This window comes from Methylobacterium sp. OAE515, assembly GCF_041806315.1.
Classification (GTDB): Bacteria; Pseudomonadota; Alphaproteobacteria; order Rhizobiales; family Beijerinckiaceae; genus Methylobacterium; species Methylobacterium tardum.
In genome coordinates, this window is the sequence record NZ_JBGMUV010000001.1 from 5,646,121 (window position 1) to 5,671,432 (window position 25,312).

The 25,312-nt window shown below is 64.1% G+C and carries 30 protein-coding genes; 17 read left to right on the plus strand and 13 right to left on the minus strand.

The window, feature by feature from the left end; genetic code table 11:
• Positions 1 to 144: 144 nt before the first annotated feature.
• The 5 genes from ABIE45_RS27480 to ABIE45_RS27500 are packed head-to-tail and all read left to right on the plus strand — an operon-like array spanning position 145 to position 5,769.
• A complete protein-coding gene (locus ABIE45_RS27480) occupies positions 145 to 1,038 on the plus strand; it encodes an ABC transporter substrate-binding protein (RefSeq protein WP_373622721.1) in 894 nt (297 codons plus the stop codon).
• The gene (locus ABIE45_RS27485) at positions 1,035 to 3,077 is read left to right on the plus strand and encodes an ATP-binding protein (protein ID WP_192707492.1); all 2,043 of its coding nucleotides are present in this window, start codon (positions 1,035 to 1,037) and stop codon (positions 3,075 to 3,077) included. Before ABIE45_RS27480 ends, ABIE45_RS27485 begins: the two co-directional genes overlap by 4 nt.
• Positions 3,074 to 3,472: a response regulator gene (locus ABIE45_RS27490; protein ID WP_192707491.1), complete on the plus strand. Its 399-nt coding sequence runs from the start codon at positions 3,074 to 3,076 to the stop codon at positions 3,470 to 3,472. Before ABIE45_RS27485 ends, ABIE45_RS27490 begins: the two co-directional genes overlap by 4 nt.
• Positions 3,469 to 4,734, plus strand: coding sequence for a response regulator (locus ABIE45_RS27495; RefSeq protein WP_192707490.1), 1,266 nt, complete (start codon positions 3,469 to 3,471; stop codon positions 4,732 to 4,734). Before ABIE45_RS27490 ends, ABIE45_RS27495 begins: the two co-directional genes overlap by 4 nt.
• Positions 4,735 to 4,782: 48 nt before the next feature.
• Complete coding sequence (locus ABIE45_RS27500) at positions 4,783 to 5,769, plus strand: ABC transporter substrate-binding protein (RefSeq protein ID WP_192707489.1); 987 nt, start codon at positions 4,783 to 4,785, stop codon at positions 5,767 to 5,769.
• A gap of 105 nt (positions 5,770 to 5,874) precedes the next feature.
• Here ABIE45_RS27500 and ABIE45_RS27505 read toward each other — a convergent pair whose 3' ends face one another.
• From ABIE45_RS27505 to ABIE45_RS27535, 7 genes are all read right to left on the minus strand, one after another.
• On the minus strand, positions 5,875 to 6,360 hold the full coding sequence (locus ABIE45_RS27505; RefSeq protein WP_192707488.1) for a YidB family protein: 486 nt from the start codon (positions 6,358 to 6,360) through the stop codon (positions 5,875 to 5,877).
• Between the two features lie 67 nt (positions 6,361 to 6,427).
• Positions 6,428 to 7,840, minus strand: a complete 1,413-nt coding sequence (locus ABIE45_RS27510) for a TAXI family TRAP transporter solute-binding subunit (RefSeq protein ID WP_192707805.1) — start codon at positions 7,838 to 7,840, stop codon at positions 6,428 to 6,430.
• Positions 7,841 to 7,997: 157 nt separating this feature from the next.
• Positions 7,998 to 8,393, minus strand: coding sequence for a CsbD family protein (locus ABIE45_RS27515; RefSeq protein WP_192707487.1), 396 nt, complete (start codon positions 8,391 to 8,393; stop codon positions 7,998 to 8,000).
• 91 nt (positions 8,394 to 8,484) lie between these two features.
• A complete protein-coding gene (locus ABIE45_RS27520; RefSeq protein ID WP_192707486.1) occupies positions 8,485 to 8,688 on the minus strand; it encodes a CsbD family protein in 204 nt (67 codons plus the stop codon).
• A gap of 80 nt (positions 8,689 to 8,768) precedes the next feature.
• Positions 8,769 to 9,692: a PhnA-like protein gene (locus ABIE45_RS27525; RefSeq protein ID WP_192707485.1), complete on the minus strand. Its 924-nt coding sequence runs from the start codon at positions 9,690 to 9,692 to the stop codon at positions 8,769 to 8,771.
• A gap of 49 nt (positions 9,693 to 9,741) precedes the next feature.
• Positions 9,742 to 10,248 carry a CsbD family protein gene (locus tag ABIE45_RS27530; protein WP_192707484.1) on the minus strand — a complete coding sequence of 169 codons (507 nt, stop codon included), beginning with the start codon at positions 10,246 to 10,248 and terminating at the stop codon, positions 9,742 to 9,744.
• 252 nt (positions 10,249 to 10,500) lie between these two features.
• Positions 10,501 to 12,060, minus strand: a complete 1,560-nt coding sequence (locus tag ABIE45_RS27535) for a PAS domain S-box protein (protein WP_373622723.1) — start codon at positions 12,058 to 12,060, stop codon at positions 10,501 to 10,503.
• A 212-nt stretch (positions 12,061 to 12,272) separates the two neighbouring features.
• Between ABIE45_RS27535 and ABIE45_RS27540 the strand changes: the two genes are divergently transcribed.
• On the plus strand, positions 12,273 to 12,947 hold the full coding sequence (locus ABIE45_RS27540) for a sigma-70 family RNA polymerase sigma factor (RefSeq protein WP_192707483.1): 675 nt from the start codon (positions 12,273 to 12,275) through the stop codon (positions 12,945 to 12,947).
• A 256-nt stretch (positions 12,948 to 13,203) separates the two neighbouring features.
• Here ABIE45_RS27540 and ABIE45_RS27545 read toward each other — a convergent pair whose 3' ends face one another.
• On the minus strand, positions 13,204 to 13,569 hold the full coding sequence (locus tag ABIE45_RS27545) for a cytochrome c family protein (protein ID WP_192707482.1): 366 nt from the start codon (positions 13,567 to 13,569) through the stop codon (positions 13,204 to 13,206).
• Positions 13,570 to 13,764: 195 nt separating this feature from the next.
• Positions 13,765 to 14,715, minus strand: a complete 951-nt coding sequence (locus ABIE45_RS27550) for a dienelactone hydrolase family protein (protein WP_373622724.1) — start codon at positions 14,713 to 14,715, stop codon at positions 13,765 to 13,767.
• A gap of 487 nt (positions 14,716 to 15,202) precedes the next feature.
• On the opposite strand from ABIE45_RS27550, the gene ABIE45_RS27555 reads away from it, so the two are divergent.
• Both ABIE45_RS27555 and ABIE45_RS27560 read left to right on the plus strand, forming a co-directional pair.
• Positions 15,203 to 15,373, plus strand: coding sequence for a hypothetical protein (locus ABIE45_RS27555; RefSeq protein ID WP_192707481.1), 171 nt, complete (start codon positions 15,203 to 15,205; stop codon positions 15,371 to 15,373).
• Positions 15,374 to 15,397: 24 nt separating this feature from the next.
• Entirely contained in the window at positions 15,398 to 15,664 is a 267-nt protein-coding gene (locus ABIE45_RS27560) for a hypothetical protein (RefSeq protein WP_192707480.1), read from the plus strand.
• A 276-nt stretch (positions 15,665 to 15,940) separates the two neighbouring features.
• On the opposite strand, the gene ABIE45_RS27565 is transcribed toward ABIE45_RS27560, so the two are convergent.
• Positions 15,941 to 16,174 (minus strand): hypothetical protein, encoded by a 234-nt coding sequence (locus tag ABIE45_RS27565; protein ID WP_192707479.1) that lies wholly within the window; start codon positions 16,172 to 16,174, stop codon positions 15,941 to 15,943.
• A gap of 299 nt (positions 16,175 to 16,473) precedes the next feature.
• Between ABIE45_RS27565 and ABIE45_RS27570 the strand changes: the two genes are divergently transcribed.
• From ABIE45_RS27570 to ABIE45_RS27580, 3 genes are read left to right on the plus strand one after another with little or no spacing between them, the layout of a single operon-like run.
• Complete coding sequence (locus ABIE45_RS27570) at positions 16,474 to 16,863, plus strand: heme utilization protein (protein WP_192707478.1); 390 nt, start codon at positions 16,474 to 16,476, stop codon at positions 16,861 to 16,863.
• On the plus strand, positions 16,863 to 17,243 hold the full coding sequence (locus tag ABIE45_RS27575) for a hypothetical protein (RefSeq protein ID WP_373622726.1): 381 nt from the start codon (positions 16,863 to 16,865) through the stop codon (positions 17,241 to 17,243). Before ABIE45_RS27570 ends, ABIE45_RS27575 begins: the two co-directional genes overlap by 1 nt.
• A 51-nt stretch (positions 17,244 to 17,294) precedes the next feature.
• Positions 17,295 to 17,480, plus strand: coding sequence for a hypothetical protein (locus ABIE45_RS27580; protein WP_209578344.1), 186 nt, complete (start codon positions 17,295 to 17,297; stop codon positions 17,478 to 17,480).
• 146 nt (positions 17,481 to 17,626) lie between these two features.
• Here ABIE45_RS27580 and ABIE45_RS27585 read toward each other — a convergent pair whose 3' ends face one another.
• Complete coding sequence (locus ABIE45_RS27585; protein WP_192707476.1) at positions 17,627 to 18,421, minus strand: ABC transporter permease; 795 nt, start codon at positions 18,419 to 18,421, stop codon at positions 17,627 to 17,629.
• A gap of 489 nt (positions 18,422 to 18,910) precedes the next feature.
• On the opposite strand from ABIE45_RS27585, the gene ABIE45_RS27590 reads away from it, so the two are divergent.
• From ABIE45_RS27590 to ABIE45_RS27605, 4 genes are all read left to right on the plus strand, one after another.
• Positions 18,911 to 19,729 (plus strand): class I SAM-dependent methyltransferase, encoded by an 819-nt coding sequence (locus ABIE45_RS27590; protein WP_192707475.1) that lies wholly within the window; start codon positions 18,911 to 18,913, stop codon positions 19,727 to 19,729.
• 219 nt (positions 19,730 to 19,948) lie between these two features.
• Entirely contained in the window at positions 19,949 to 20,551 is a 603-nt protein-coding gene (locus ABIE45_RS27595; RefSeq protein WP_192707474.1) for a hypothetical protein, read from the plus strand.
• Positions 20,552 to 21,041: 490 nt separating this feature from the next.
• Positions 21,042 to 21,665: a hypothetical protein gene (locus tag ABIE45_RS27600; RefSeq protein WP_192707473.1), complete on the plus strand. Its 624-nt coding sequence runs from the start codon at positions 21,042 to 21,044 to the stop codon at positions 21,663 to 21,665.
• Between the two features lie 260 nt (positions 21,666 to 21,925).
• Positions 21,926 to 22,186: a hypothetical protein gene (locus ABIE45_RS27605; RefSeq protein WP_192707472.1), complete on the plus strand. Its 261-nt coding sequence runs from the start codon at positions 21,926 to 21,928 to the stop codon at positions 22,184 to 22,186.
• A 73-nt stretch (positions 22,187 to 22,259) separates the two neighbouring features.
• Here the strand turns inward: ABIE45_RS27605 and ABIE45_RS27610 are convergent, their stop codons facing one another.
• On the minus strand, positions 22,260 to 22,859 hold the full coding sequence (locus ABIE45_RS27610; protein ID WP_192707471.1) for an acyltransferase: 600 nt from the start codon (positions 22,857 to 22,859) through the stop codon (positions 22,260 to 22,262).
• A gap of 435 nt (positions 22,860 to 23,294) precedes the next feature.
• On the opposite strand from ABIE45_RS27610, the gene ABIE45_RS27615 reads away from it, so the two are divergent.
• On the plus strand, positions 23,295 to 23,618 hold the full coding sequence (locus ABIE45_RS27615) for a polyhydroxyalkanoic acid system family protein (protein ID WP_192707470.1): 324 nt from the start codon (positions 23,295 to 23,297) through the stop codon (positions 23,616 to 23,618).
• A 355-nt stretch (positions 23,619 to 23,973) separates the two neighbouring features.
• The gene (locus ABIE45_RS27620; RefSeq protein WP_192707469.1) at positions 23,974 to 24,147 is read left to right on the plus strand and encodes a hypothetical protein; all 174 of its coding nucleotides are present in this window, start codon (positions 23,974 to 23,976) and stop codon (positions 24,145 to 24,147) included.
• A 572-nt stretch (positions 24,148 to 24,719) separates the two neighbouring features.
• On the opposite strand, the gene ABIE45_RS27625 is transcribed toward ABIE45_RS27620, so the two are convergent.
• Positions 24,720 to 25,265, minus strand: a complete 546-nt coding sequence (locus tag ABIE45_RS27625; protein ID WP_192707468.1) for a hypothetical protein — start codon at positions 25,263 to 25,265, stop codon at positions 24,720 to 24,722.
• Positions 25,266 to 25,312: the final 47 nt, after the last annotated feature.

Here is a 25,312-nt window from a genome sequence, read left to right on the forward strand (position 1 = left end):
GCGCGGCCGAGCCCGCGCGGCGCGGGCCGATGCTGGTGAGGCTGGCGCGGTGTGCGGATGAGGCGGCGGAGCGTAATCGCTGGATTGCCCTTAGCGCTGGCAGCGTGGCCCCTCGGCGCGCGCGCGCAGGCGCAACCGGCGCACGTGACGGCGCTCTGGCCGTTCGCAGCCGACGATGCCGAAGGTCTGGCCCTCTCGGCGGCATTCCACGCGGCCCTTCGTGACCACGGCCGAGGCACCTTGCGGGTTGAGGACCAGTGGGGCGGGGCCGACCGCGAGCGCACGCGCCTGCTCGCAGCCGATCTGGTCGCCAAAGAACCGCAGGTCATCTTCACGTATCTGAGCGCCCAGCTCACGGCCGTGTCCGCGCTGACCCGCAAGATCCCGATTGTGTTCGTCGGGGCGTCCGACCCGGTCGGCTTCGGCTACGTCGCGAGCCTGCAGCGTCCGGGGGGCAACATCACGGGCTTCACCCTGTACGAGTCATCGCTCGGCGGGAAATGGCTGGCCGCCCTCAAGGAGGCGGTTCCGACGCTCCGGCGCGTCACGCTCCTGGCAAACCCGAGCAGCGAGATACGGGGCAACAACTTCTACGCGGATCCCTTCAGAAGCGCGGCCACCGCCCTGGGAATCGAACCCGACGTTGTGATGGTCCAGAGAAGTACCGACATCGACCCCGTCATCGCCGACCTCGGACGGCAGGGCGATGCCGGGCTCATCGTGGCTCCCGGCACCTTCAGCGAAGCGAACGGGGACCGCATCGTCGCGCTGACGGCGGATCACCGGATCCCGACCGTGTTCGCCATCCGGCGTTTCGCCAACCGCGGCGGTCTGATGTCGTACGGTCCCGACACCACCGAGGCGGTCCGGCGCGCGGCCGCCTATGTCGACCGTATCCTGCACGGCGACAATCCCGCGACCCTGCCGGTTCAGGCCCCCACGAAGTTCGATCTCGTGGTGAACCTGAAGACCGCGCGCAGCCTCGGTCTGGATGTCCCGTCGGCGCTGCTCGCTCAGGCTGATGAGATCGTCGAATGACGAGCCTTCGCGCGCTCGGCGCGGCTCCCGATCTACTCGGCGCACCGAAGCGGTTCCGCCTCCCGCTTTCCGGAAAGTTCGCGGTGGCCTTCGTCGGCCTCGTGACCCTCGTGCTGCTCATCAACGGCGTCGTCGACCTGTCCCTGAACTTCGAGGATGCCAAGCGGACGGCGATCGAGGTGCAGCGCGAGAAGGCGCGCGGAGCTGCGGAACGCGTCGAAGCCTTCCTCTCCGAGATCGAGAGCCAGATCGGCTGGACGACACGGGCGGAGTGGCGCCGGGTTCCCCTGGAGCAACAGCGCTACGACTTCATCCGGCTGCTGCGTCAGGCGCCCGCCATCACCGAGGTCGCCTATCTCGATCCCAGCGGCAAGGAACAGCTGCGGGTCTCGCGCCTTGAGCCGGACGTCGTCGCCAGCGGCAAGGATTTCTCCACCGCGCCGCGCTTCACCCAGGCGCTCAAGGACAAGACCTGGTTCGGGCCGGTCTACTTTCGGCGCGGATCCGAGCCGTACATGACGGTTTCGGTCGCGCATGCCGGGCGCGACCCGGGCGTGACCGTCGCGGAGGTCAACCTGAAGCTGATCTGGGACGTGGTCAGCGCGATCCGCAATGGCACGAGCGGCTACGCCTTCGTGACCACCGCGACCGGACGCCTGATCGCCCATCCGGACCTGAGCCTCGTCCTGCGCGACACCGACCTGTCCGGCCTGCCGGAGGTCGCCGGAGCGTTGTCCGGAAAGGCTGCCGCGAAGGATTACGAGATCACCAGCGGGCTCGGCGGCGGGCTCGTGCTCGCCGCGCACGCCGTGGTCCCGCGCGTCGACTGGATCGTGTTCGTGCAGCTGTCGCTGCGGGAGGCGATGGAACCACTCACAGAATCGATCATCCAGACCGTGTCGCTGATGGGGCTTGGCGTCCTCATGGCGGGTGTGGCCGGGACCTTCCTGGCCCGACGCATGGTGATCCCGATCCGTAAGCTCGAGGACGGTGCGGAGCGCTTCGGCGCCGGTGACCTGTCGGAGCGCATCGTGATCCGCACCGGCGACGAGATCGAGACCCTCGCCCACCGGTTCAACTCCATGGCCCGCCGCGTCCAGGAATCCTATGAAACCCTGGAAGCCAAGGTCGAGGAGCGGACCCGCGACCTGAACCAGTCCCTCGACGACCTGCAGAGGGCGCAGAGCCGCCTCGTGCAGTCCGAGAAGCTCGCTTCGCTAGGGCAGCTCACCGCAGGCATCGCCCACGAGATCAAGAACCCTTTGAACTTCGTGAACAACTTCGCGTCGCTCTCGAAAGAACTGGTGGACGAGCTTCGGGACGCGCTCAAGCCCGCAGCACTCGACCCCGACATCCGGGACGAGGTCGACGAGATCGCCGGACTTCTGAAGGGCAACCTCGATAAGGTGGTCCAGCACGGCCGGCGCGCCGACTCGATCGTCAAGAACATGCTGCTGCACTCGCGCACGGGTTCCGGCGAGCACCGCCCGGTCGAGATCAACGCCCTCGTGGAGGAAAGCCTGAACTTGGCCTATCACGGCGCCCGCGCAGCCAAACCCAGCTTCAACGTGACCCTCGCCCGCGACTACGACCCGGCGGCCGGAATTGCCGACATCTATCCGCAGGAGATCACGCGCGTCCTGTTGAACCTGATGTCGAACGGCTTCTACGCCACCGAAAAGAGAGCCGAGGGCGTCGTGCCGGGCTACGCGCCGACCCTGTCCGTCGTGACACGGGATCGCGGCGGCAGCGTCGAGATCCGTGTGCGCGACAACGGCACCGGGATACCCGAGAGCGTCAAAGCCAAGATGTTCGACCCGTTCTTCACCACCAAGCCGGCCGGTGAGGGCACCGGGCTCGGCCTGTCCCTGAGCCACGACATCGTGGTGAAGCAGCATGGTGGCACGGTCGACGTCGCGACGGAGCCCGGCGCATTCACCGAGTTCACGATCGTGCTGCCCCGGCAGGGGGCGGATGTGGCTGAGCCCGTGACCGCACCCACACCCGCCTTCGCGGTCGAGCCCAAGAGCCAGCCATGAACGTCCTGATCCTCGTGGTCGATGACGAACCCGACGTGACCGACCTGTTCCGCCAGCAGTTTCGCCGCGAGCTCCGGGCCGGGCGTTTCGAGATGGCGTTCGCCCATTCGGCACCGGAGGCGCTGTCGCGCATCACCGCCTCGGACGGCCCGAGCCTGATCCTGATGTTCTCCGACATCAACATGCCGGGAATGACCGGGCTGGAACTCCTCCCGCTGGTGCGGGCCGCGCGGCCCGACGTGCCGGTGATCATGATCACCGCCTACGGCGATGCCGCGACGCGCAAGGCCGTCGAGGCCGCCGGAGCGGTCGGGCTGATCACCAAGCCCATCGACTTCGCGCTGCTGAAGGCGGAGGTCGACCGCAGGCTCGCCACGATCGGGGAGACGGAATGAGTTCGGGCCTGCCCAGCGCCAAGATCCTGGTGGTCGACGACGAGCCGGACCTCGAGGCGCTGATCACCCAGAAATTCCGCCGTCAGATCCGCCAGGGTTTGGTCACGTTCCTGTTCGCACACGATGGGCAGGAGGCGCTGGAGAGCCTGTCCGAGAACCGCGACATCGACCTCGTGGTGTCGGACATCAACATGCCGCGCATGGACGGGCTGACGCTGCTCGCCAAGCTGGAGGAACTCGCCGACCGGCCGACGACCATCATCGTCTCGGCCTATGGGGATATGGCGAATATCCGCACCGCGATGAACCGGGGCGCCTTCGACTTCCTGACGAAGCCGATCGACTTCACGGATCTGGAGACAACGATCGAGCGGACGCTGCGGCACGTCGAGGCTTTGCGCGAGGGGCGGCGGCGGCAATCGCTCGCCGAGCGCGCGCACGCGTCGCTCGCGCGCTACTTCTCGCCGAATCTCGCCGAGCAGCTCGCCGGGGACGCGTCGGGCCTGGAACTTGGCGGCCACCGTCGGGACGTGGCGTCGCTGTTCACGGACATCGCGGGCTTCACCAGCCTGGTCGAGAGTCTCGACCCAACCCAGCTGGCCGAGATCCTCAACGGCTACTTCGCCGAGCTGACCGACCTCGTCTTCGCCCACGAGGGGACCGTGGCCAAGATCGTCGGCGACGCGCTCCACGTCTTGTTCGGGGCGCCGGGAGACCAGCCGGACCACGCGGCCCGCGCGGTCGGCTGCGCGCTGGCCCTCGATGAGGCCGCCGAAGGCTTCCGGGCCCGCTGGCGCGAGCGCGGCATCGAGATCGGCGTGACGCGGATCGGCGTGCATGCCGGGCCGGCCATCGTGGGGAATTTCGGCGGCGGCCGCTATTTCGACTACACGGCCTACGGCGACACCATCAACACGGCGGCCCGCCTGGAGAATGCCAACAAGGCGTTCGGGACGCGGATCTGCGTAAGCGAGAGCGTGGTCATCCGCGCCGGCCAGTTCCGCGGCCGGCCGCTCGGCGACCTGCTCCTGCGCGGCAAACAGGAAGCTCTGCGTGCCTTTGAACCCCTCACCGAGGTCGTCTACGACGCGGCCTCGTTGACCCGCTACCAGGAAGCCTTCGCCAAGCTGGAGGCCGGCGAAGCCGCGGCGCTCCCCGCTTTCGCGGCCCTGGTCGGGCTGCGCCCCGACGACGGCGTAGCCGCCTACCACCTGAAGCGTCTGCTCAACGGATCGAATGGGACCCGCATCGAGATCCGCTGACGGCGCGGCGGGGCGCGCCCGCGAACCGGGGCCGGCCGGAGTGCCGGCATGAGACGGCGTGACCTGATCCTGGGCCTGGGCGGTGCCGCGGCCTGGCCCGCATCCGGCCTGGCCCAGTCCGGCGGGCAGCGCCGGCTGGGGATCCTCCTCGTCTATGGAGAGACCCATCCCGACAGTCCGGTGATCGTCGATACGCTGAAGGAATCCCTGCAGCGGGCCGGATGGATCTGGGGCCAGAACCTCGCGGTCGATCTCCGCTATGGCAACGGCGATGCCGAGACGCTGCGCCGGCAGACGAACGAGATCCTCACGCAGAAACCCGATGTCGTCCTGGCGCAGGGCGTCGTCGGGGCGACCGCGCTACAGCGGGCGACGACGACCGTCCCGGTCGTGTTCATGATGCTGCAGGATCCGATCGGAGCCGGCTTCGTGACCAGCCTGTCGCGGCCCGGCGGAAATCTCACGGGCTTCACGAACTTCGACTTCACCCTGGTGGGCAAGTGGCTGCAGCTCCTTAAGGAACTCGACCCGGACGTCACCCGCGCGCTCGCCCTGGTCAATCCCGATTATCCCGCCCGCCTGGCGGCCTATACGGCCGAACTCGCGCGGGTCGGCCCCGGGCTGGGCATCGAGGCGCGGATTGCCGGCATCCACAATTCCGAAGAGATCGCGCAGGCGATCACCCCCTTTGCCGGGGAGCCCGGGGGTGGGCTGATCGCGCTGCCCGACGCGGTGACCGGGGTCTACGGTCAGCGGATCATCGATCTGGCGGCAGCCTATCGCCTCCCCGCGGTCTACGCCTACGCGGCGCAGGTGCGGATGGGCGGTCTCGCGGCCTATACGACCAGCGTTGTGCAGGACGTGCAGCGGGCGGCCGGCTACATCGACCGGATCCTGCGCGGCGCCGTCGTCGGCGACCTGCCCGTTCAGGCCAGCGAGCGCTTCCTGACCGTGATCAATCTCCGGACGGCCGCCGCCCTCGGTCTGACGATCGCGCCCTCGCTGATGGCGAAGGCCGACGAGCTGATCGAGTAGCGGCGTCTCCAGACGAAGCCGTGCGCCGTCCCGGCGTGAGAACGCGACGCGCAGCCGGAGCCGTCGCGGCAACATTCGTCACCACGACGGCCGCTGCGGTGCGGCTCAGCCGAGCGCCGGCAGGCGCCCGTCCGGCGAGTAGCGGTCGATCGCCGAGGGCAGGTCCCGCGAGAGACGGGCCAGCACCTCGCTCTTGCTGAGGCCGGTCTGCTGCTCCAGGGCCGCCAGGGTCTCCGGGCCGATGGCGCGCTCGAGGTCGGCGGCCGGGATGTCGCGGTTGGGCCCGTGATTGATCCAGGATTGTGCGGTGTCCGCGTGACCACCCTTGGTGAAGTGCTCGATCAGTTCGCCCAGGCCGCTCGCGATCAGGCCGCCGACACCGGCGGAGCCGACGCCGCCAAGCACGCGCTCCAGGTTCGCCGGGATCGTCGAGCTGGACCCGGCGGTCGAGCCCGGAACCGGCGGGACCGGGGAGCGGCCGGTTTCCTTGCCGTGGCCGCCGAGCCATTCGGAAATCTTGTCTCGGTTCTGAAAGCCGGCCACCGCCAGAAGACCCAGCAGCGCGGTCATGGAGGGGTATCCCTTGCTCATCGCGTCGTCCTTCCTTCGATCAGGCTCATCGGCCCGGATGTTGCAGCGGTCAGCCGCTGCAATTGGTTCACTCCGCCGCGGCGGAGGTTGGCCCAGCCATGTCCTCGGACAGAGCAGCGGTCGCGTTTCCTGTCCGACCCGTCGCGATCGCGCGCTTGATCGTGGAGCGGGCCGCGTCGATGGCGATCAACGCGGCGGACAGGGTTCTGGCCTCGGTCGGACGCTCGAGCGCATGCTTGGCGATCTCGCCGGCGAGGTCGTCGATCTCCCGCGCAAGGGCCTGGAGACGCGCCGCGTCGGAGGTGTCCTGTGCCTCCCGCCGGATCTCGAGGAGCCGATCGGTCGCCTCCTCGACGCGCTCGCGGCGCAACCGAGACAGGCGTTGCCCGACCCAGGCGGCGGCAGAGCCGATGCCGCCGCTCAGGAACGCGATCAGGTAGATCCAGGTCTCGTAGCGCTCGATGAAGCTCTGCTGCTCGCGCTCGAAATAATCGACCGCCCCCGGATGGATCGGCAGACGCGCGCTCGTCGCGCCCACCGTGCTGTCGTAGGCGGGCGCCTGGACGTAATCGGCAGCCGGCGTGACATTCGCCATGCCGCTGCGCAGCTCGAAGAGGTGCTGGGTCACGTCCGCCGCCACCGAGCGCGGGAGGCTCGACCGGGCCATGAGGCGGTAGGAAGCTCCGACCGTGTGGACGTCCTCGGCCGGCACCTTGGGGCTACCGCCGAAGGTCTCGGCCGGCATTGTCACGACCTGAAGTCGCGGCATGCGCGCGACGAGCGCATCGGCGTTCTCGACATCGACGAACGACACCTTCTGTGTCCGGCTCGCTTTCTGAACGATGTCGACGATGCGCTGCGCGGTCGGCGCGGTCGGCGCGATCACCGAGATGACCGCATCGGCGCGCTTGCGGGCGATGGCGTCGGCCAGGTCCGCCTCGGCAATCTCCACCAGGGCGACATGGCGCGGCGGCACGGCGCCCTGCGGTTCGGTCGTGATCAGCGTCAGGCCGTAATGGCCGAGCAGAGCGCGGATCAGCGCCTCGTCGGCGTCGCGGTGGGCCAGGATGGCGAGACGCTTGCGGTCGAGATCGGGAAACCGGGAGATCCCGGAGCCCTCCGGCGCCGCGATGATCATGGCCTGATCCCGCAGGATCGCGATGGTTAGGCCGTTGTCGGGCAGATCGACATCCGGCCGGACGACCGCCAGGTCGGCACGGCCGTCACGCAGAGCCTCGGCGCTGTCACGCACATCATCAAAAGCCAAGATTCTGAGGCGAATCTCCTTACGCTGCTTGGCCAAGGCATCCGCGTAGGCCTGGATCAGGGCCGGCTCGGTTCCGTCGCGGGGCGCGACTGCCACGGTCAGCACCGTGGCGCGCGACGCCCAGTAGGCTGCGACCGCGGCCGCGCCCAGAAGGACCGCCAGCGCCAGGAAGATGAATTCCCGGCGCAGGAAGATCGTCGCGAGCCCTCTCATCCGCGGCAAATGCCGTCTCCGGGATGTCGCTAGAAGGTCCGTCCGGGTCCGCCGCGGCGCCCGGCGCGGCCACCGTAGCGACGGCCGAGATAGGCAATGATCTTCGGCACGATGAACGCGGTCAGGATTTTGCGCAGCATGGTTCAGAACTCCTTGATCAGCGGGTGCGGCGAGTGAGCCAGCCGGCCGCGAAGGCCAGCGCGCCCAGCCCGAGAAGCGTGTTAGTGCGGTTCCGGCCGATCGTGTCCACGGCGCGGCGGCCGTAGATCTCGCCGCGACGGCTGAGGTCCCGCGCGGTCTCCCGAGCCCGTTGGCGACCGTCGTCGATCGGGCGATCGGCCCGCGCGCGCGCGACCTCGGCAAGGTGGCGCCCGTCTTCGGCGAGATCCTCAGCCCGGTCTCGAGCACGCCCGTAGGCATACTGCGCGCCGCCGGCAACTTGGTTCACGGCGCCGCGGACCTGCCGGGCCGGATCGCCGGTGATGCCGCCGATGGCCGTCTGGGCGCGACCCTTGAGGTGACGGGACGCGCCACGGATCTGGTCGCGGTTCATGCGGAACTCCTGTCTCTGGACCGAGTGTCGAAATAAGTCGTCTGCCTCGCCGGTATGGATGACGCCGGACCTGCCGGCGCCATCCTTGAGATCACCGCTTGCCGGTGACCTTGTCGGCGAGGTTCTTGGCGCCGTCCTTGACGTCGCCGACCGTCTTCTGCGCCTCGCCCTTCAGCTCCTGAGCCTTGCCCTCGGCCACGAGCTTGTCGTTGCCGGTGGCCTTGCCGGCCGCCTGCTTGACGTTGCCGACGGCCTCGTTGGCCAGGCCCTTGATCTTGTCGGTGGTGCTGCTCATCGCGTGCTCTCCTTCAGGTAGGTTGGCCGGCCTCGCGCCGGTATGAGCGGCTCCCGCGCTCCTGCGGGAGCCGATGGGGATCAGAGGCGGCGGGTCTCGTAGCCGCCGAGCAGGGTCGCGGGCTTCGGGGCGCCGAGGCGGCCGCCGAAGAAGGCGGCGAGCGCCCCGAGGACCAGCGCCAGCGCGGCGTAGAACGCGCCCTGCGTGGCCGCCGACTTCGCCGTCACGGCCGCCGCTTCGGCCTTCTGCTTGGCCGTGGCCACCGCCTGGTCGTACTGCTTCTCGTAATCCTGCACCTGCTGGCGGGCCTGATCGACCGGGATGTTCTGCGCCTTCGCCAGGGCGTCGGCCGCGCGGGTCTCAGCCTGCTGCTTCTGGTTCGCGTCGCCGGTGAACAGCGCCTTGATGGCTGCGACCGCCGCGTCGCGGGCCGCCTGAGGATCCTGACCGGAGGCCTGCTCGCGGACCTTCTGCTCGATGCCGTCCAGCGGGTTCGAGATCTTGGACAGCGACGGGGCCGCAGCCTGCGCGGCGGTCTGCACGGTGCCGCCCACGAGGTTGCCCGCACCGCCCAGCGCGCCAGACACCGTGCTGAGCGTGCCGCCGATCAGGCCGCTGGCCGCCGAAGTCAGCAAATAGAGTACCACCAGGGTCGTCACCGCCCAGGACACCAGACCGTGCAGAGCGGCCGCGCCCGGCAGCGGCTTGCCCGAGAGCCGGCCCGCAATGGCGCCGCCGGCCAGCGAGGCGACGATGCCGGAGGCGACGAACCAGATGCCCGCGCCCAGCGAGACGCTGGAGGCAGCCGGGTTGTCGGCGCTGTTGGTGCCCACCGAGGCCAGCCCGACGCCGACGCCGACGAGATTGACGACGACCTGGGTCACCAGCGCGGTCACGGCGCCGGCGAAAATGGCGCCCCAGGAGACCTGGTTCAGCAGGACGGCACGCGTATCAGCGTGTGCCTCGGTGCCTAGGGGCGTTGCAACGGTCTGTATGGTGGTCACGCTCTTACTCCGGGTCTTGAGTCGTTGAAGGTTGAGAGAAGCTGGCGGCTCAGTCGCGGGATGCGCTGACGAGGAGGCCGAGGCCGAAACCGGCCAAGCCGGCGATCAACAGGGAGGCCAGCGGGTACTCAGCCACCTGATGGCTGACCTCACGGCTGCCGCGGCGCAGGTAATGGCCGCCGCGCTCATAAGCGTCCTCGGCATAGTCGTAGGCCTCGTCGGCGGCGCGGCGCACGCCCCGCTCGGCCCGAACGTACTGATCCTCGACGGCGCCCTGGGCACGGCGAACGCGGGTCTCGACATCGTCCGATCCCAGGCGGTCATCGACGGCATCGCGAAGCTTGCCACCGAGGTCGCGGGCGGTGTCGGCGACGTGCTCGGCAGCGCCGCGGATCGTGTCCTTCGCCTGACCGTAGACCCCCTCGGCTTGGCCCGCTGCCTCGCGGGCGCGGCCCTCAAGGGAGTCCCGCTTCGAGCCGGTCAGGTCGCCAACGGCGCCGTGTACTTTGCCGCCAAACTCCCGGGCTGCGCCCGTGATCCGATCCGTGTCGACCATGTCGTTCTCCTCTCTGGTGGTGTTCGGTTGGGCGGCGCCCTGCCACGGGGCGCCGGATGGCTTCGGCCTAGCGTTGATCCGAGCCGGTGGGCTTGGATCGTCCGGGCGCGGCTCCGTCGGCGTCGGCCGTGCGAACGCCGCGCCCCCTGCGCCGACCCTCGGCTTCGACCCGGCTCTCGCCGGTCAGCTTGCCAATGGCTTCCGTGACGGACGCCTTGAGGTGATCGGCGGAAGTCGAATTCCTGTCTTGGGTCATGGGCGCTTCGTCGTCCGCGAGACTACCGGGGCTCGACCGGAAGATGTGCGCCCACCCGTCTCGATCAATGATGCAGATGTACCGGTAGCGTGATCTTCATCTGCCGGTATGCTCAGCGGAAAACCGTTCTCTCGTCCCCAGACGACCGCTTCGCTGCGCTTGTGGATCCCGAGCTTGCGGTACAGCGCAGCGCCGTGATTCCGGACGGTGTTGCGCGACAGGCTGAGCTTTCGGGCGATCGCGTCGTCGTCGAGCCCGGAACAGATCAGGTTCAGGATCTGGCGTTCCCGCACCGTGAGGTTGGGCGCCGAGCCATCCGCGCCTTCACGGTCGGGCCGGCGCAGGTTGGCCAGCTTCTCGATCAGCCCCCGGCTGAACCACGAGGTATCGGCCATCACGGTCTCGATCGCGTCGAACAGCTCACGCTCGGTGTGCTTGCGCTCCGTGATGTCCTGGACGACCAGGAGCACGAATCCGGCCTCGTTGATGGCGACGCGCTCGGCGGAGACGAGACAGTCGAGATTGGTGCCGCTCTCGTGCTTCAGGCACACCTCGGCGCCGCGCACGGAGCCGTGACGATCCAGCGACGCCTCAACCTGTAGGCGCTGAGCCTCGCTCACCCACAGACCGGCCTCGGTCAGGCTGCGGCCGACGATCCGGTCCTCGCCCAAGCCGAAGACGCGCCCGAAGGCTTCGTTGACGCCGGTGACCTGGAAATCCTCAGCGCGCGCAAGGACCGTAGGTACGGGGGTGAGCCGGAATGCCTTGGCGAAGCGCTCTTCGCTCTGCCGCAGGGCGGCCTCGGCCTTCCGGCGCAGATCGAGATCCGCGAAGGTGAACAGCATGCAGGGCTCGTCGCCCATTTCGATCGGCTGACCCGCGACGATGACGAAGCGCGAGCCGCCGTCGGGCAAGTCCAGGCAGGCCTCCATCTGCGGGATGGTGGCGCCCTCGTTCAGGCGCGCGACGGCGAGGTCCCGGTTCCGCGAGCCCGCCAACACGTCGACCTCGTAGACGCTGCGGCCGATCACGGCGTCGCGGGTGTGGCCGGTCATCTCGAGGAAGCCGTGATTGACCTTGACGTGGCGCAGGTCCGACAAGCGCGTGATCACCGCGGGCGCCGGATTGGCGTTGAAGGCCGCCTCGAAGCGCGCCTCGGCCTCGAACTGGTCGGACACGTCCTTCAGAATCAGCGCCAGGCAGCTCGGATTGCCGTCGCGGTCGGTGGCGACGAGGCTGCGCAGTGAATGGACGAAGTCCATGTCGGGCTTGTCCGCGCGCTTCACCTCGACGATCACATCGTGGAAGCGCTCCCCCGCGACCACGCGCTCGATCGGGTAATGGTTCGGCGTGAGATTGTTGCGGTAGCGCAGGGCGAAGCGCTGCCGGTATGCGTCGATGGTCGATCCGAGCTCATCGAGGCTCTCGGCGCCGTGCATCGCGAGCGCGGCCTCATTGGCGTACGCGATGGTCTGGTCGGGCTCGACCAGGATCACTCCCTCGCTGAGGCCGGCGATGATCTGCCGGAGTTCATGCCTGTCGACGCCAACCGTCACGGCTCGTTTCACCCGTCATGTCTGCCACTGCCCAGTTGGCAGCGGGGCACAAACGGGTTGTGCGCAAGACGGTTCCGTCACCCATGTTATTTTCCTGGTATACACGCATCATTGACGTGGACGATTTCAGTTAGGGATAAATAAGAGGCCCTCATGCGGGCCTCATCACCCGCCGACCAGGCGACCTCTCCCAATCGACACGAGTGCTCCCCGTGCAGCCCGCCGACGAACAGCGGGAACCGGCCGATGCGTCCGGCTCCGACATTTCCCAACTGCCTGCCCAGCTCGGCGACCGGCTGCGGCAATACTATTCAGAAGTTGTAGAGATCGATCCAGGCTCTCGCCTAGGTGGGGTCCTGGAACGCCTCTCGGCGGCGCTCGACGCAGCCGAGTCCGACCGGCAGGTTCCGAGCGCCTTCAAGGACGACCTGATCGGCATGGTGCCGCGCCTGCGCCGGTATGCCATGTCGCTGGCCTCCGACAGCAGCGAGGCCGACGACCTCGTGCAGCTCACCCTGCTCAAGGCCTGGGAGCATCGCGAGCGGTTCCAGGCGGGCACCAGCCTCGTTGCCTGGCTGTTCACGATCCTGCGCAACGGCTTCATCAACGGGCGGCGCAAGCGTCGGTATGAGGTGCCGGATCCCAACGGCCTTCACGCCGCGGCCATGACGGAGCCAGCCGGACAGGATCACGCGCTGCGCCTGCAGGAGGTGCAGGCCGCTCTCGACGGCCTCGAGCCGCCGCATCGCGAGGCGCTGATGCTGGTCGCGATCGAGGGCCTACCCTACGAGGCCGCCGCGGCCGTGCTCGGCTGCCCGCCCGGCACCGTCAAGAGCCGCGTGAGCCGGGCGCGCGATCGGCTGACCCGCGCACTGGGCGAGGCCTGACCCAAAAAGGCCCCGCGCGGCGAGGCCGGCGGGGCTGAAGGAAGAGGGCGCTCGGTGCGTTACGCCGAGCACCTCCTGGAAGTCTAACAAAGCCGCGCGCCATAAAAAGCGCCCGCGGTGACAAACTCTCGCATCTATTACGTCAGCGTAAATTCGTTCACGCTCAGTACTTCCGAAATCGAGATCGAGCAGTTTGCGCAATGCAATAGCCGACACGAGCACATCTGCCCGTGCCGATATTTCGCCTGCGCTTGGCTCAGGACTGCGTCTTGAGGTAGGCGATCACGTCGTTGATCTTCTTGTCGTCGGGGTAGCCCTGGAAGATCATCTTGTTACCCGGCACCTTCGCCTTTGGGTTCTTCAGCCACTCGTGAAGCGTGGCCTCGTCCCAGGTCAGGCCGGAGTTCTTCAGCGCGGCGGAGTAGTTGTAGCCCTCATAGGTGCCCGCCTTGCGGCCAACGACGCCCTTCAGGTCCGGACCCACGCCGTTCTTCTGGAAGTTGTGGCACGCCTTGCACGGGGCGAACGCCTTCTCGCCGGCGGCTGCGTCGCCGGCCTCCTGGGCCTGAGCCGAAAGTGGGATCAGGGCGGCAAGGACGGCGCCGAGAACGAGTGAACGCATGAACTTCCTCTTGAGCCAAGCGGGTCCGATCGCGATGAGAACCCTGGCGTTGCGAGAGGTAGACGTCCGTTGTTCCGGCTTAATCCGGCCCGCTGCCGGCGCGACGGCCTTTTTTCGCGCGGGGCCGGCGGGACCGGCAGAAGCGAAGCGACGAGCACGCTTCGCCGAAGCGCATCCGAAAGGCTTCAAGGAATCCTAACGCGCCAAGAACGCGGGCACGCGGATCAGGGCATCCTCGCGCGCGGCCGGATCGGTGCCGACATGTGCCACCCCGTCGCCGGCCACCGTGTGGGCCAAGCCCCGCCGCTCGCGGATCGGCAGGGCCGGATGATCGAAGTCGTGGTAGGCGCCGGGGTACACCGTGATCGCGACCGGCTCTCCGCGGGCTTGGGCGGCTGCGGCAAGATTCTGACAGGCGGCGGCGCCCGTCCAGTCATCCGCACCGCCAACCAGGATCTGCAACGGCACGCGATCGTGCCAGCCGCGCTCGGCCAGTGCGCGACATCCAGGATAGAACGCCACAGCTCGGGCGAACGGCGGCCGACCGTCGGCAACACGTGCACCGGCGGCATAGAGCACGGTCGACCCTCCGTTCGACCATCCGAGCAGCGAAACGGCCGTGGGCCTCACGTCGGGCCGAGCCTGCAGATAGGCCTTGGCTGCCTCGGCATCCGCGGCGCGCTCGCGGCCGGGCCGGATCGCCCGACCGATCGTGCTGCACTGGGAGCCGAGCCCCCTTGACCCGAAGCTGTCGGGGAAGAGGACGAGAAATCCCTGTGCGGCGAGACGTTCGCCCCAATCCGCGTGCCGGGCGTTGAGGACGCCGCTGCGATCGTAGAGCCCGCCGCAGCCATGCAGGGCGACGACGGCAGGGAATGGTCCTGCGCCACCGGGCCGGTATTGGACGCCGTGTAGCTCCACGCCCTGCGGCCCATGAAATGTGACGTCGGTGGCCTGCGCCCAGGCGCTGCTGGACAGCAGCGCCCACATCCCAAGGAAGCTGGGCAACCAACGCAACAGGCTCGTCGCCGCTCTCATGGTCGCCCTGCCCATCTCTGCGCCCGAGACCAGAGCCCCACCGGTCCCGGACATGACCTTCAGGCCGGCAACCGGCAGTCCATACGCCAGCGGCTTCCTGCGGAGCATCTGGTCTCCCGGATCGCGGGAGACGGCAAGCCTTGTCGAGGGTTGGCTTCGAAATCGATCTGGGGCGTGGCATGCCCCCGGCCGCCGCATCGCTCAAGCCCTGACCTGCGCAAGTCAGCCGAGTCCGTCTTGACAAGCGCGCCGCCAGATGCAGCGCGCTCACGGCCGTGACGGATTATCCGATGCCGGAGAAAGTCGAACACGACATCCGGGAAGCGCAGCGCGCGGGGAACGACCGCGCCCGGGAACGCTTCGCAAAGGGGCAGCATGGCCCCACCGCGGAAGCGATATTGATCGCACTTCCGCGATGTCGTTGTCGGATTTGCAGAAATGCGCCGGTGGCGCTCCCAAGGGGACCGCGCCGAGCCTGAAAGATCAATAACTTAGACCCGAGTGGGACCCGAAAACCGTCCACGGAATCATTGGGCTTTTTGCCCCTGAGGTCCCACCGGTTGGCGCCCTCCCCTGCCCGCGGTAGCCTCGCCTTATGAGCGATGCCACAGACCTGATTCCTGAAGCCGTCGCGTCGCTGATCGCGGCTGGCTACATGGTCGAGCCCTTTGCCGAAGACCCCTCGCTGTGGCGCATCAACGGAGAGGTGATGACCGGCGCCGAGGTGCTCGACGAGGCAACGCGAATGGGGCTCATGGACGGCTGAGATCTGCTGCGATAGCTCTCTGCCATGGCCAAAGAGATCCCCAGCGTCGGCGACCTGCGCCGGAAGTCCGAGGTAACGGACGACGAGATCGAGGCGGCCACCGCTGCCTACCTGAAGGACGAGAACGCCAAGCCGTTCGTCTTCAAGTCGGGGCACACCATCGACGTGGCCAAGGCGATCGAGATGCACCCGCAGGCCAAGAAGCTGCTCGCCGACAAGGCCACCACGCCCGGACTGCGCTGCACGATGGTGATGACCGCCGTCATCATGGGCTTTCCGGTTCAGGGATGAGCGGTTCCGTTCCCTGTCGGCCGCCGCTGAGATCCGCCATTCGGATCCGCCCTACGATCATAGCCGCTGCTTTTGTCGCGTAGGGATAGGTTGATTGCTCGGAGAAAAGTCCATCCGAGGACGACACGATCCAACGGAAGCACCCAGGGTACGAAGGACAGGGCACTGCCACGAGCCTGTAGCTGCGGGACAAGGCTTCGGCCTCATTGATCAGGCACAGCGGTTGATGGTTGAAGGGCTCCTGCTAGAGCCCTTCTGACCTCGGCGGTGAGCGCCTCACATGCGGTGCATCATCCGCTTCTTCATCATGTGACGGCGCATCATCCGCTTATGCATCATCCGCTTCTTCATCATCATGCGGTCGCCGTGCATCCAGCGAACCTGAGTAACGCCGGATTGACCAGCTTGGAGACCGCGGACGAACATCGGGGCAGCTGACACTGAACCAGCACTGAGGGCAATGCCTCCAACCAGGGTGGCGGCGGCGAGCGCAAACGTCATCTTCTTCATGTGAGAACTCCTTTGGGGCGCAGACTGAGCGCCCGCATGGCTCACAAAAGCCTATAACTCTCGCCAAAGTTCCTCAGTGAATTCGACATTTGCGCCGTACCCATCAAATGATGGGTTTGCATAATCTGCTATTACGGACAGACACGTGAGAGAGTTTCGCGTTCGGGTATCGTGAACCTACTGCCAAACCCTTTTTTGACTGGATCGCTGCCGAAACAATTTTTGAAACGATTTAGTCAAAGCCTCAGTTCTCTGGTGGAGCGTGGTCAGCACCGGCGACGCGACCGTTGGAGCTATCTGTGGCACGCACCTCTCTTATGATCCTAGCCGCCGGCCTGACTGTAGGCGCTCTCAGCCCAGTTGATGCCGCGACGAAGAAGGTGCGTGTGCCGGACCAGTTCGACGGCTCCTGGACCATCGTCGCCACGACGGAAGAAGGGCCTTGCTCAGCGAGCACGAACTACCACGTGCAGATCAAAGATAGCGACGCCTCGATCCCCGGAGAGGAGGTCGACATAGATGGCGGTGTGTCGGCGGGTGGTGTCGTGCAGGCTACGATCACCCAGGGCTCAAACAAGGTGCCAATTGCCGGCAGCCTGACTTCGAAGGGCAGCGGCAGCGGCACATGGCGCACGGCTGGAGGTCTGGTCGAGTGCCGCGGCAGTTGGAGTGCGAAGCGGGCGGGCTGATGAGCGATGATCCGGAAGCCCCGCACGAGCGCGCCGCGATCCAGCACATGATGCGACGCTTGCATGGATTCGCGGGCGGGCTCGGTCTTGACGAGAGAGCCACGCGGCACATCGCCGAGGGGGTAGCCGCTGATATGCCCATTCGGACCGACGAAGAACGGGTCGTGGAGGCTCAGACTCGGCTGGCTGCGGCATTGATGGCGTCGCGCCTGGGCGACGAAACTGATCCGGTCCACAAGGCCGTCGCGGCCCTGAAAGCCGCCGGCATCGCCGTCGCGCCGGTTGGAGAGGAGATGGACCGGTGGCGTATCGGAGACCTGCTGTTCAGCGATGCGGAGCTCGTGAGGATCGCCATGAGCCGGGGGCTGATGGAGGAGTAGGATGCCTGACGCGCCGCTAGCCCCTTCGGTCTGACCCTCCCGCTGCGGATCGTGCAGCTGGAGGAAGCCGTGAAGGTGATGGATTCGGGTGACGTGGTCGCGGCCTACATCTACGTGGCGGCCGGGCGGGAGCGTCAGACCCAGACGAGGCGGGTCTCGCCGGCCGAGGGGCTCGCGGCGGCGAAGGTGATCGCACGCGCTCTGACGGATGCGATCGAGCGCAGCTCTACCTCGTGACCGACGAGCAGAAGGGCTACCTTCAGGCGCTCTCCGACTTGCGTGCGCTGGTGCGCGTGGAAGACGAATGGCCCGCCTCCAAGCGAGACCCGCCGGAACCAAACGCAACTGCGCGACCCCGCTCCATGCCTCGAAGATGATACTATTTAAGCTGTCATCTTTGCGACCACAGTCTTAACAAGGTAAAGTCCAATCGAAATTGCCGATAAGGCGAACAATATTATGTACATACGATCAATATCAAGACCTGAATAGGGGTAGTATGCGGATCTCATCCATTCAGCTAGCTGAAGAACCGGATTGTACTTCAGCCACATGTAGATATTGTCCGGAAGGAAGCTCGGCATGAAAATGACGCCGCTTGAAATATAGAGCACGATACTTAATAAGGCGTAGCCTAAGAGCCATCCCGGGAAGAAACCAATGATGGCGACGTTGATGGTCCCTATACCAATCCCAAGAAGAATTGCCGACGCGTAGGCGCACATTGCCTCGTAAGGGTTGGCTGGCACCGGATTCTCACCCATGCAAAGGAGAACGGTAAAGACGACTATGAGGGCTAGAAACCCGGTCACGATCTCCACTAAAATCCGTGCAAAAATAACATCAAACAGCTTAACTTGCGGATAATAAGTAAGTGGTCTGTTCGAAATGACCGCCTTCATTACTTCGCGCGAGATGTATTGAAATACAAGTACTGGAACCGCCCCGCTCGCGAAGAATATCGCTCTACTGTCGCCGAGAGGTGATGGAATCTTCTGGAACGAATAAATCGCGATCAGCATGAAGACATGCACACAAGGCCACAGCACCACCACGCCATAGCCCCACAGGGAAGCTCCAAAGCGCGTGCGCATATCGCGCAGCATCAGGGCGTGCAGCACGTGGAGATAAGACTCGCCCGGGCTTTTCAGCGCCGCAGTGCTAGGTAAGGTCGACATCGAGCACAGTTCCCTGCCGGTCCTTGTGGCTGTTCCACAAACAATCCGGCTAAAGTTGGTTATAGGCACGTTTGTTAGGCTCAGCCCCGCAATAGGGTGATGAGCACCTCTCGCGCCGATGGGGCGCGGCTTGGTCTAGTTTTTGCGACGGGAGCAGCACGTGACCCGGGATAAGCGGGAGCGTCAGCGGGCCCGCGCCGCGAACTCCCAGGCCAGCGGCCCCCCAGGTCTGACCCGGCTTCGTTCGGTAGCCACTGAACCGCTCGAACTTGATGCGGTCCGGCTCGACGCCGGTTGCCGAGCTATCGTGACGATCAGCGCGCCGGCTTATTCCACGATTGGGGAGCCATGCTCGAGTGACGAGATTTGCCAGTGACGAGAGTGGCTTACCTATAGTGGGTGTTCGACAGGGCCTGCAAACCTCCGGTTGTGCACCCGCGCGAATCCGGTTAGGGAGGCGAACCACGATTAGCTAGATGTGAGATAATCATGGACGTCAAAAACCGAGATAGATATGAGGATATCGCCCTAGAATATCGCAAGAAGCTTGATCAAAGCGATCCCTCTGTTCGCGGAATGACTTCTAATCAATCGAGATGGCCGCTACCGAGCGAAATCATTAGTGGAAATACCGAAAGTGATTATACCTACACGATGGGGTTTATAGATTATATAGATCAGTTCCACAGAGATATTACGACATGTCCGCTTGGCCGTAATAATGTCCCCTTCCAGATTGACTATGGAATTAATGGATTTTTACAACGCGACGAGGCCCTTAAGCTTTATGAAATGGCGTACTATGCCGCTTTCAGGGGGCATAACATTCTGGAATTAGGCACGAACGAGGGCCTGTCATCATTTTTGATGGCAACTGCTCTGAAGAACCACTCCAACCCTGAGTGGCGGAAAGTACATATCGACACGGTCGATATCTCACCCGAATGGAGCGCCAGCGCGCAGAAGACCATGCGCGACAGAGAGCTTTCCGATTACGTGAACTTTCATGTTGGCGACGCAACAGAATTTCTTGATCAGCGTATCGCTGAGGGATCGCAATACGGAGTTGCGTTTATCGACCACTGGCATGGTTACGACACAACGTTCGAGGCGGCATCCAGGCTCGCAGACGTCTTAGTACCCGGTGGCTTCGCGTTATTCCACGACTTCTCTGACCCGAACAACTTTGTGCCTGATCACCCCTATGCCGTCTACCAGGGTGTTTGCGACACAATCCTGAAAGACGACCGATACCAATTCTTTGGTCTATTTGGCAGCATCGCGCTATTCCGAGTTAGGCCTCATTGATTACCTAATGCGCCAATCTTTGTGAGATTGCAGTAAGTGGTAGGCACTGAAGTATCGAACTGCTCCGGCTTCGTAGCTGACCTACAGGGCGCAGGGCATAAATCTATCAGCGTTAGCACCGCAGTCAAATATAGAGTGGTTATTTGCGCCTAACGTTGATGTGCAATTGCCAGCCAACAGGCTTGGCCACCCGTAACGATGCGATGCGAAGGTGATATAATGGAAAACCGGATAAGCCCAATCAACGATAAAATCGACGTAAATTGGTATGATGCAACTTATCGCGCTTTCATTCCCAATGGAATGACGGCATCTCAACATTATAGGGAGCATGGAGAGAGAATGGGGTTCTATAAGAATCCCCAGCAGGCACTTGCTTCCGATCTGTTTGATCGATTTGATCCAGCTTGGTATCTTTCGACTTATAAAGATGTTGCCGAAAGCGGTAAGAGTCCCTGGTATCACTATTTCGTATACGGCTATCGTGAAGGCAGACGGGCAAACGAAGTAGAAGGTAGAAATTCCAAATACCAAATCGATAATTTCGATCCGCACTGGTATGCACAGAAATATGCAGATGTATCAGCCGCGGGCGTTGATCCGATTGAGCATTACCTTCTCTATGGACGTGGAGAGGGGCGCGCACCCAACGCACAAGAGGCTGAGCGCCTGAAGAATAAGGTGCACAAGCCGAATATCGAATTGGCCTTCACTCGCATCATTGGCCGTAGCGCTGAGCCCGACGAGCTTGAGTACTGGTCCGAGCAGATGTTGCACGGCTTGGCATTTGAAAAGTTCTTTAACAAGCTTGCGGCATCTTGATCAGCTATCCAGACCGCAAGATCTACCAAAAGGCCAGCGCGTTTACCCAACTCGCTGGCAGGAGATACCAGCACGGTGAGGCGTGCTCGGACAGGCGCTCGATCTGGTCGCGCCAGGTGGCGACGAGGGGCGGGAGGTTTGACATGATGGCCCGGGTATCGCAGCCAGGTTAACGAGCAGCCATTAGAACAGCCGGCACCATCGTCGTGGAGAGATTCGCGCGAGAGTTGGCGGGCTGCTCTGCAGAGCGCCAGCTGACCGTCCGCCGATTTGCTTATCGGAGCACAAGTTGAATCGAAAGCAACGTTTGCTACGCGACAATCCTTTTTGTTGTTTCTGCGGTGGAGCATCGCCCTCTACTAGTGAGGATCATATACCTCCGCGAGCATGTTTCCCTCCCGGATATCATCCCGAGGGCATGGAACTACCGGCGTGCGACCCATGCAATCAATCTACTAGGCCATACGACGCCATATTTGGCTTCTATGCGATGGCCCTGGATTTCAATCCTGAAAATCTTGATGCCGCCTCTTTCGGATCTCGGGCGCAAGGAATTTGCAATAACTACCCGGACGCCTTTCCCGATAAAAATCTTTCGGCAAACCAGATACGTCGCAAGCTCAAGAGCATGGGCATAAAGCGGCCAGCAGGGCAACTTCTGAAAGATCTTGGGGTTGTTACGGCGCCGAAGTCTACAAGGACAGCGGTCTTTGTCGCTCTTCGCAAGCTGGCCTGTGCCCTGTATTTCAAAGAAACAGGCCGCATCTTGACACCGGCGCATCGGATTGCCGGCATGTGGCAGCAGATCCAAGATGCGCAGCGAGCACCCATCGCAAATTATTTGAACGACCTGTTACCTGAGTACCGGAACATAAAGCGCTCCAACATGCGGAATTATGGTAAGCGATTTTGCTATAAATTCGGATATATGAGCGAAGACGATTTTTTTATATTTACTTCACAGATTGGCGAAGGCTTGATGCTGAGCGGAATGGCAATTCCACCAGAGATGACGCTACCGAGCCCGATGGTGATGCCGATCTGGAGAGTAGATGATCCCTGGGATTCGTCGGGCGAAGATCTCAGCCTATTACTCCCTCAAGTCTCTTCCTAGCATGTTGATGAGGGCCGTCCCGGGATGCGCTTCGTAACGGGCAGGCAGAGACACGTTGTGCCGCCCGCTCGGCCCCGCCCCGATCTGCTCACGGGGCGGGGGAGCGTCCGATCTCACCAGCGTGAGCCGAGCCGATACGCAACTTGGCTCGGGGACAGGATGGCCGAGGGCGATTGCCGAACCGTGTGGGCGTCGGGTACGCGTGAGTCTGAGGGCGGGACCGTGGCGGCGAGCGCCGCACGGCTGCCAGGGCGTCAGCGATGGATGACGAGGACTGCGAGTTCGAGCACTCTCCGCTCTCGGGCGCCTTCACGCGCGACGGCGAGACGATCGAGGTCGAGATCTTCCGGCTGGCAGACACGCAGGACCGCTGGCACCTGGAGGTGATCCACTTCTCCGGCTGCACTCGGTGGCAGGACACGTTCGTGACGGATGCGGAGGCGCACGCCGCTTTTACCGAGATGGTCGAGGCGGCGGGGATGGCAGCCTTCACGGGGGTCGTTCCGCCCGTGCAGAATTAGCCGCATCGCCCACTTCGTGGAACAGGCGCTGAGGGTGGCACATAAGATAAGTATTTTGTAAGCTTAGGCCTTCTCAGATTAGGTCGGTGCGCCACGTCACACCAGAGCGAATAATTTTAGCTGGTACGCCGCCCGCCATAACATTGGATGGAAAAGTCCCGCGGACAAGCGAATGCGCAGCGATGATAGACCCGTCGCCGATTGTCGTGCCCTTTAACACGGTCGATCTTGCGCCGATCCAAACGCGGTGGCCAATCATGATCGGCCGAGCGGGATTGGTTCGCGCGCCAGTTTCTAAGTCGATGACCGAATGCATGTCGCTGACGGAAACCGTCACCTCGTCAGCGATGAGGCAATTATGTCCAAACGTGATCTCCGCCGCCTCATGCGCTAATACTGATGCATGCCCAACAAAGGCTGAAAATTCTGCGACAATCGCTTTAGTTGGCGCCACAATATGTAGTCGCGCCTTGGCCAAACGCACGTGATCGCCGATGTGGATCGCCGCATTCGCGCCGCAATGAAGATAGACATCATCACTGTTAGTATTCTTTCCGATTATTATATGGCTATTGCTATGTTCAAAAAATATGGTGCCGTTTTGGCGTTCTAGGAAATCGTCCGACGTATCGATTTGATTATTGCGACCGAGGTCAACGATCTGGATTGGCATGCTCGTTCTATCTCATTCTATATAATTGAGTGCAGCAGCAGCGGCGATGTTGTCCTGGCGTATGGCCGCGGACGTCATGGTATGACCCGCAAATATCGCATCGCCCACCAAGCTTTGTCCATGCGGTGGCTCTTCGTCTTGCCCTGGTCCGGCAGCCTCGGCTATGCCTTCGCTCCCGATGAAATCAGCCTCACGCCACCTAGATAGCGGTTGTGTTTAGGCCGTGTGCGCGGCATCGCGCACGAAAAAGCCCGCACCGGCGGGCCGGGCGGGCTTTGCCAGGCGTGAGATTAGTGGGGGCAAAAATCCCAGACCCGCGTGGATCCTACATCTAATTCCGGTTGCAAACACCCCGCATGCCACCGTCTGCGCAACATGGTTACCATCGCTTAACCGATGCCCTGCAGCTTCAGCGTGTCCACCACGGGAAGGTACATGCCGAAGCACATCACACTCGCAATACCTCACGATCTCGGAGCCGAAGAAGTACGGCGGCGGCTTGATCGTCAGACCGACTGGGCGCTGCGGCGTCTGGAGAAGGAGAACATCTCCGTTGCCATGACGGATTGGTCACACGGCGGCCGGACCTTCACAGCTCGCGCTCTCGGGCAGGACGTCAGCGGCAACGTCGTCGTTGCAGATGACAGCCTGTGGCTCGAAGCAAAGATGCCCTGGACCATCGGCGTGTTCGCGCCTGCAATTGAGGCGGTAGCCAAGCATTATGCAGCGCGCCTACTGGCGCCGGAAAGCGTCGCCTAAGCACAAAAAACCCCGCCCGGCAGTGCCAGCGGGGTTTAATAGGGCTCGCTGAAGAGCGTGATCAGCCTGTGATCAGACCTTTCAAGCCTGCCAGCCCTTATGTCGGCAAAGAGCGACATACGCCCCGAAGGTGATCAGGTCAGCGTCGAGGAGGTCCAGGGCCTGTTGGCGGGTCTCGATCAGCTCAGCGTTCATGGCAGCCTCGTGAGAGATGGATTGAGGCGATAACGAGGACGCTGCATGCCCGTTCCCAGGCATTGCTGCAGAGACTAGGGCTCTGCGGTGGCTCCGGTGCAACAGCGTCGCAACCTTCGGTCGCCTATACGACTCGTCTGACAACGCAGGAGCGCAGGCGATGAGCACAGCGACTGGACAGGCCGGCGGACGGGACGCGAAGCCCACTCCGCGTGAGACGCAGGCGGACCTCTACGATCCGCACTTCCCAGGCCGCCAGCGAGCGAAAGACGCGCCTGATCGCGTGCGCACCGAGAACTTCGACCCGCACTTCCCGGCGCGCCAGCGGCACTGATTGATAAAAATCTGGGAAGAGGAGCATTCGCTCTGGTTTGTTTTCGGCCAACAGGGAGTCAGCTGTGGCCGAAATCCGCATATCCGAAGACACGGACGGGGTCTGGACGATCTACGTCCCAGGGCTTGTGGTCACTGATCTGACCCGTGAGGCAGCCGAGGCGTTCGCGGCAAGCTACCGACGTATCACCGCATCCTGACCGAAAAAGCCCGCGTCGGCGAACCGGGCGGGCCTTCCCAGATCCGAGCCTCCGGGGGGAGCACGAGCGGATCCGCCGATGAAGCTACCGAACTGCGGCGCAAAAGAAAGCCCGCCGCGGCGGACCGGGCGGGCTCACGAGACCCAAGCTGAGGGGGGCACACCCAGGTCTGGAACTGGATCTAGGTAGGCCTTGGGCAAAGGAAAGCCCCGCGCGGCGGTGCCGGCGGGGCTGAAGTCTGGAGGAGCTCGGCCGTCGCAAGCGGTGGGCCACCCCGGCCATCGGCACGAAAAAACCGCCTCGGCCGGAGCCGGGCGGTTCGAGGTGGTTGCGTTCACGGGATGTAGACGGCGGAGGGGCGCGGCTTAATCCGTCAGATGCGGGGCTCGCGGTCCAGCCACGGGCGCAGCTTCTCGACTAGCCAGCGCAAATCCGGCTGGGTCAGGGCCAGCACCAGCACGAGGCTGAGCGCGATCACCCACTTGCTGCCGAGCAGGATGCGCTCCTTGGGCGGCACGCCCTCGCCGAACAGGTTGGGCGCGCTCACCATCAGCATGAAGCCAACGCCGGCCAGCGTGATGAAGTAGTAGTTCACCGCGTTGTTGACGACGAAGTTCTGAAACCCTCCGAACCGCCAGAGACCGCCGAAGATCCCCGTCCCGACCGAACCGATCGCGAGCAGGAAGACCCCCATTACGCCACGGTTTGATGGGTCTGGCCACCGCCGGCCGGCGATCGCCCGCATGGCGTTCGGCCAGTAGGTCACCAAGGCGATGGCCGCCGCGGAGAGGATGAAGACCCGAACGCATTCGCCGAGATCGTCCGGTGGCGTCGCGTGGGCAACGAGCCCGAATCCGATCGTCAGCAGGACGAAGAGCCAGAAGAACCGGCTGAACAGGACGTCCCTAGTCCACTGCATCGTGCGCCCTGTCCATCTTCCTGAGCATGTCGGACATCGTCGCCTGG

Coding starts and splice junctions, on each gene's coding strand:
- ABIE45_RS27485 (WP_192707492.1), top strand. CDS start 1,035: ATGACGAGCCTTCGCGCGCTCGGCGCGGCTCCCGATCTACTCGGCGCA.
- ABIE45_RS27490 (WP_192707491.1), top strand. CDS start 3,074: ATGAACGTCCTGATCCTCGTGGTCGATGACGAACCCGACGTGACCGAC.
- ABIE45_RS27495 (WP_192707490.1), top strand. CDS start 3,469: ATGAGTTCGGGCCTGCCCAGCGCCAAGATCCTGGTGGTCGACGACGAG.
- ABIE45_RS27500 (WP_192707489.1), top strand. CDS start 4,783: ATGAGACGGCGTGACCTGATCCTGGGCCTGGGCGGTGCCGCGGCCTGG.
- ABIE45_RS27505 (WP_192707488.1), bottom strand. CDS start 6,360: ATGAGCAAGGGATACCCCTCCATGACCGCGCTGCTGGGTCTTCTGGCG.
- ABIE45_RS27510 (WP_192707805.1), bottom strand. CDS start 7,840: ATGAGAGGGCTCGCGACGATCTTCCTGCGCCGGGAATTCATCTTCCTG.
- ABIE45_RS27515 (WP_192707487.1), bottom strand. CDS start 8,393: ATGAACCGCGACCAGATCCGTGGCGCGTCCCGTCACCTCAAGGGTCGC.
- ABIE45_RS27520 (WP_192707486.1), bottom strand. CDS start 8,688: ATGAGCAGCACCACCGACAAGATCAAGGGCCTGGCCAACGAGGCCGTC.
- ABIE45_RS27530 (WP_192707484.1), bottom strand. CDS start 10,248: ATGGTCGACACGGATCGGATCACGGGCGCAGCCCGGGAGTTTGGCGGC.
- ABIE45_RS27545 (WP_192707482.1), bottom strand. CDS start 13,569: ATGCGTTCACTCGTTCTCGGCGCCGTCCTTGCCGCCCTGATCCCACTT.
- ABIE45_RS27550 (WP_373622724.1), bottom strand. CDS start 14,715: ATGCTCCGCAGGAAGCCGCTGGCGTATGGACTGCCGGTTGCCGGCCTG.
- ABIE45_RS27555 (WP_192707481.1), top strand. CDS start 15,203: ATGAGCGATGCCACAGACCTGATTCCTGAAGCCGTCGCGTCGCTGATC.
- ABIE45_RS27560 (WP_192707480.1), top strand. CDS start 15,398: ATGGCCAAAGAGATCCCCAGCGTCGGCGACCTGCGCCGGAAGTCCGAG.
- ABIE45_RS27565 (WP_192707479.1), bottom strand. CDS start 16,174: ATGAAGAAGATGACGTTTGCGCTCGCCGCCGCCACCCTGGTTGGAGGC.
- ABIE45_RS27575 (WP_373622726.1), top strand. CDS start 16,863: ATGAGCGATGATCCGGAAGCCCCGCACGAGCGCGCCGCGATCCAGCAC.
- ABIE45_RS27585 (WP_192707476.1), bottom strand. CDS start 18,421: ATGTCGACCTTACCTAGCACTGCGGCGCTGAAAAGCCCGGGCGAGTCT.
- ABIE45_RS27590 (WP_192707475.1), top strand. CDS start 18,911: ATGGACGTCAAAAACCGAGATAGATATGAGGATATCGCCCTAGAATAT.
- ABIE45_RS27595 (WP_192707474.1), top strand. CDS start 19,949: ATGGAAAACCGGATAAGCCCAATCAACGATAAAATCGACGTAAATTGG.
- ABIE45_RS27600 (WP_192707473.1), top strand. CDS start 21,042: ATGGCCCTGGATTTCAATCCTGAAAATCTTGATGCCGCCTCTTTCGGA.
- ABIE45_RS27605 (WP_192707472.1), top strand. CDS start 21,926: ATGGATGACGAGGACTGCGAGTTCGAGCACTCTCCGCTCTCGGGCGCC.
- ABIE45_RS27610 (WP_192707471.1), bottom strand. CDS start 22,859: ATGCCAATCCAGATCGTTGACCTCGGTCGCAATAATCAAATCGATACG.
- ABIE45_RS27615 (WP_192707470.1), top strand. CDS start 23,295: ATGCCGAAGCACATCACACTCGCAATACCTCACGATCTCGGAGCCGAA.
- ABIE45_RS27620 (WP_192707469.1), top strand. CDS start 23,974: ATGAGCACAGCGACTGGACAGGCCGGCGGACGGGACGCGAAGCCCACT.
- ABIE45_RS27625 (WP_192707468.1), bottom strand. CDS start 25,265: ATGCAGTGGACTAGGGACGTCCTGTTCAGCCGGTTCTTCTGGCTCTTC.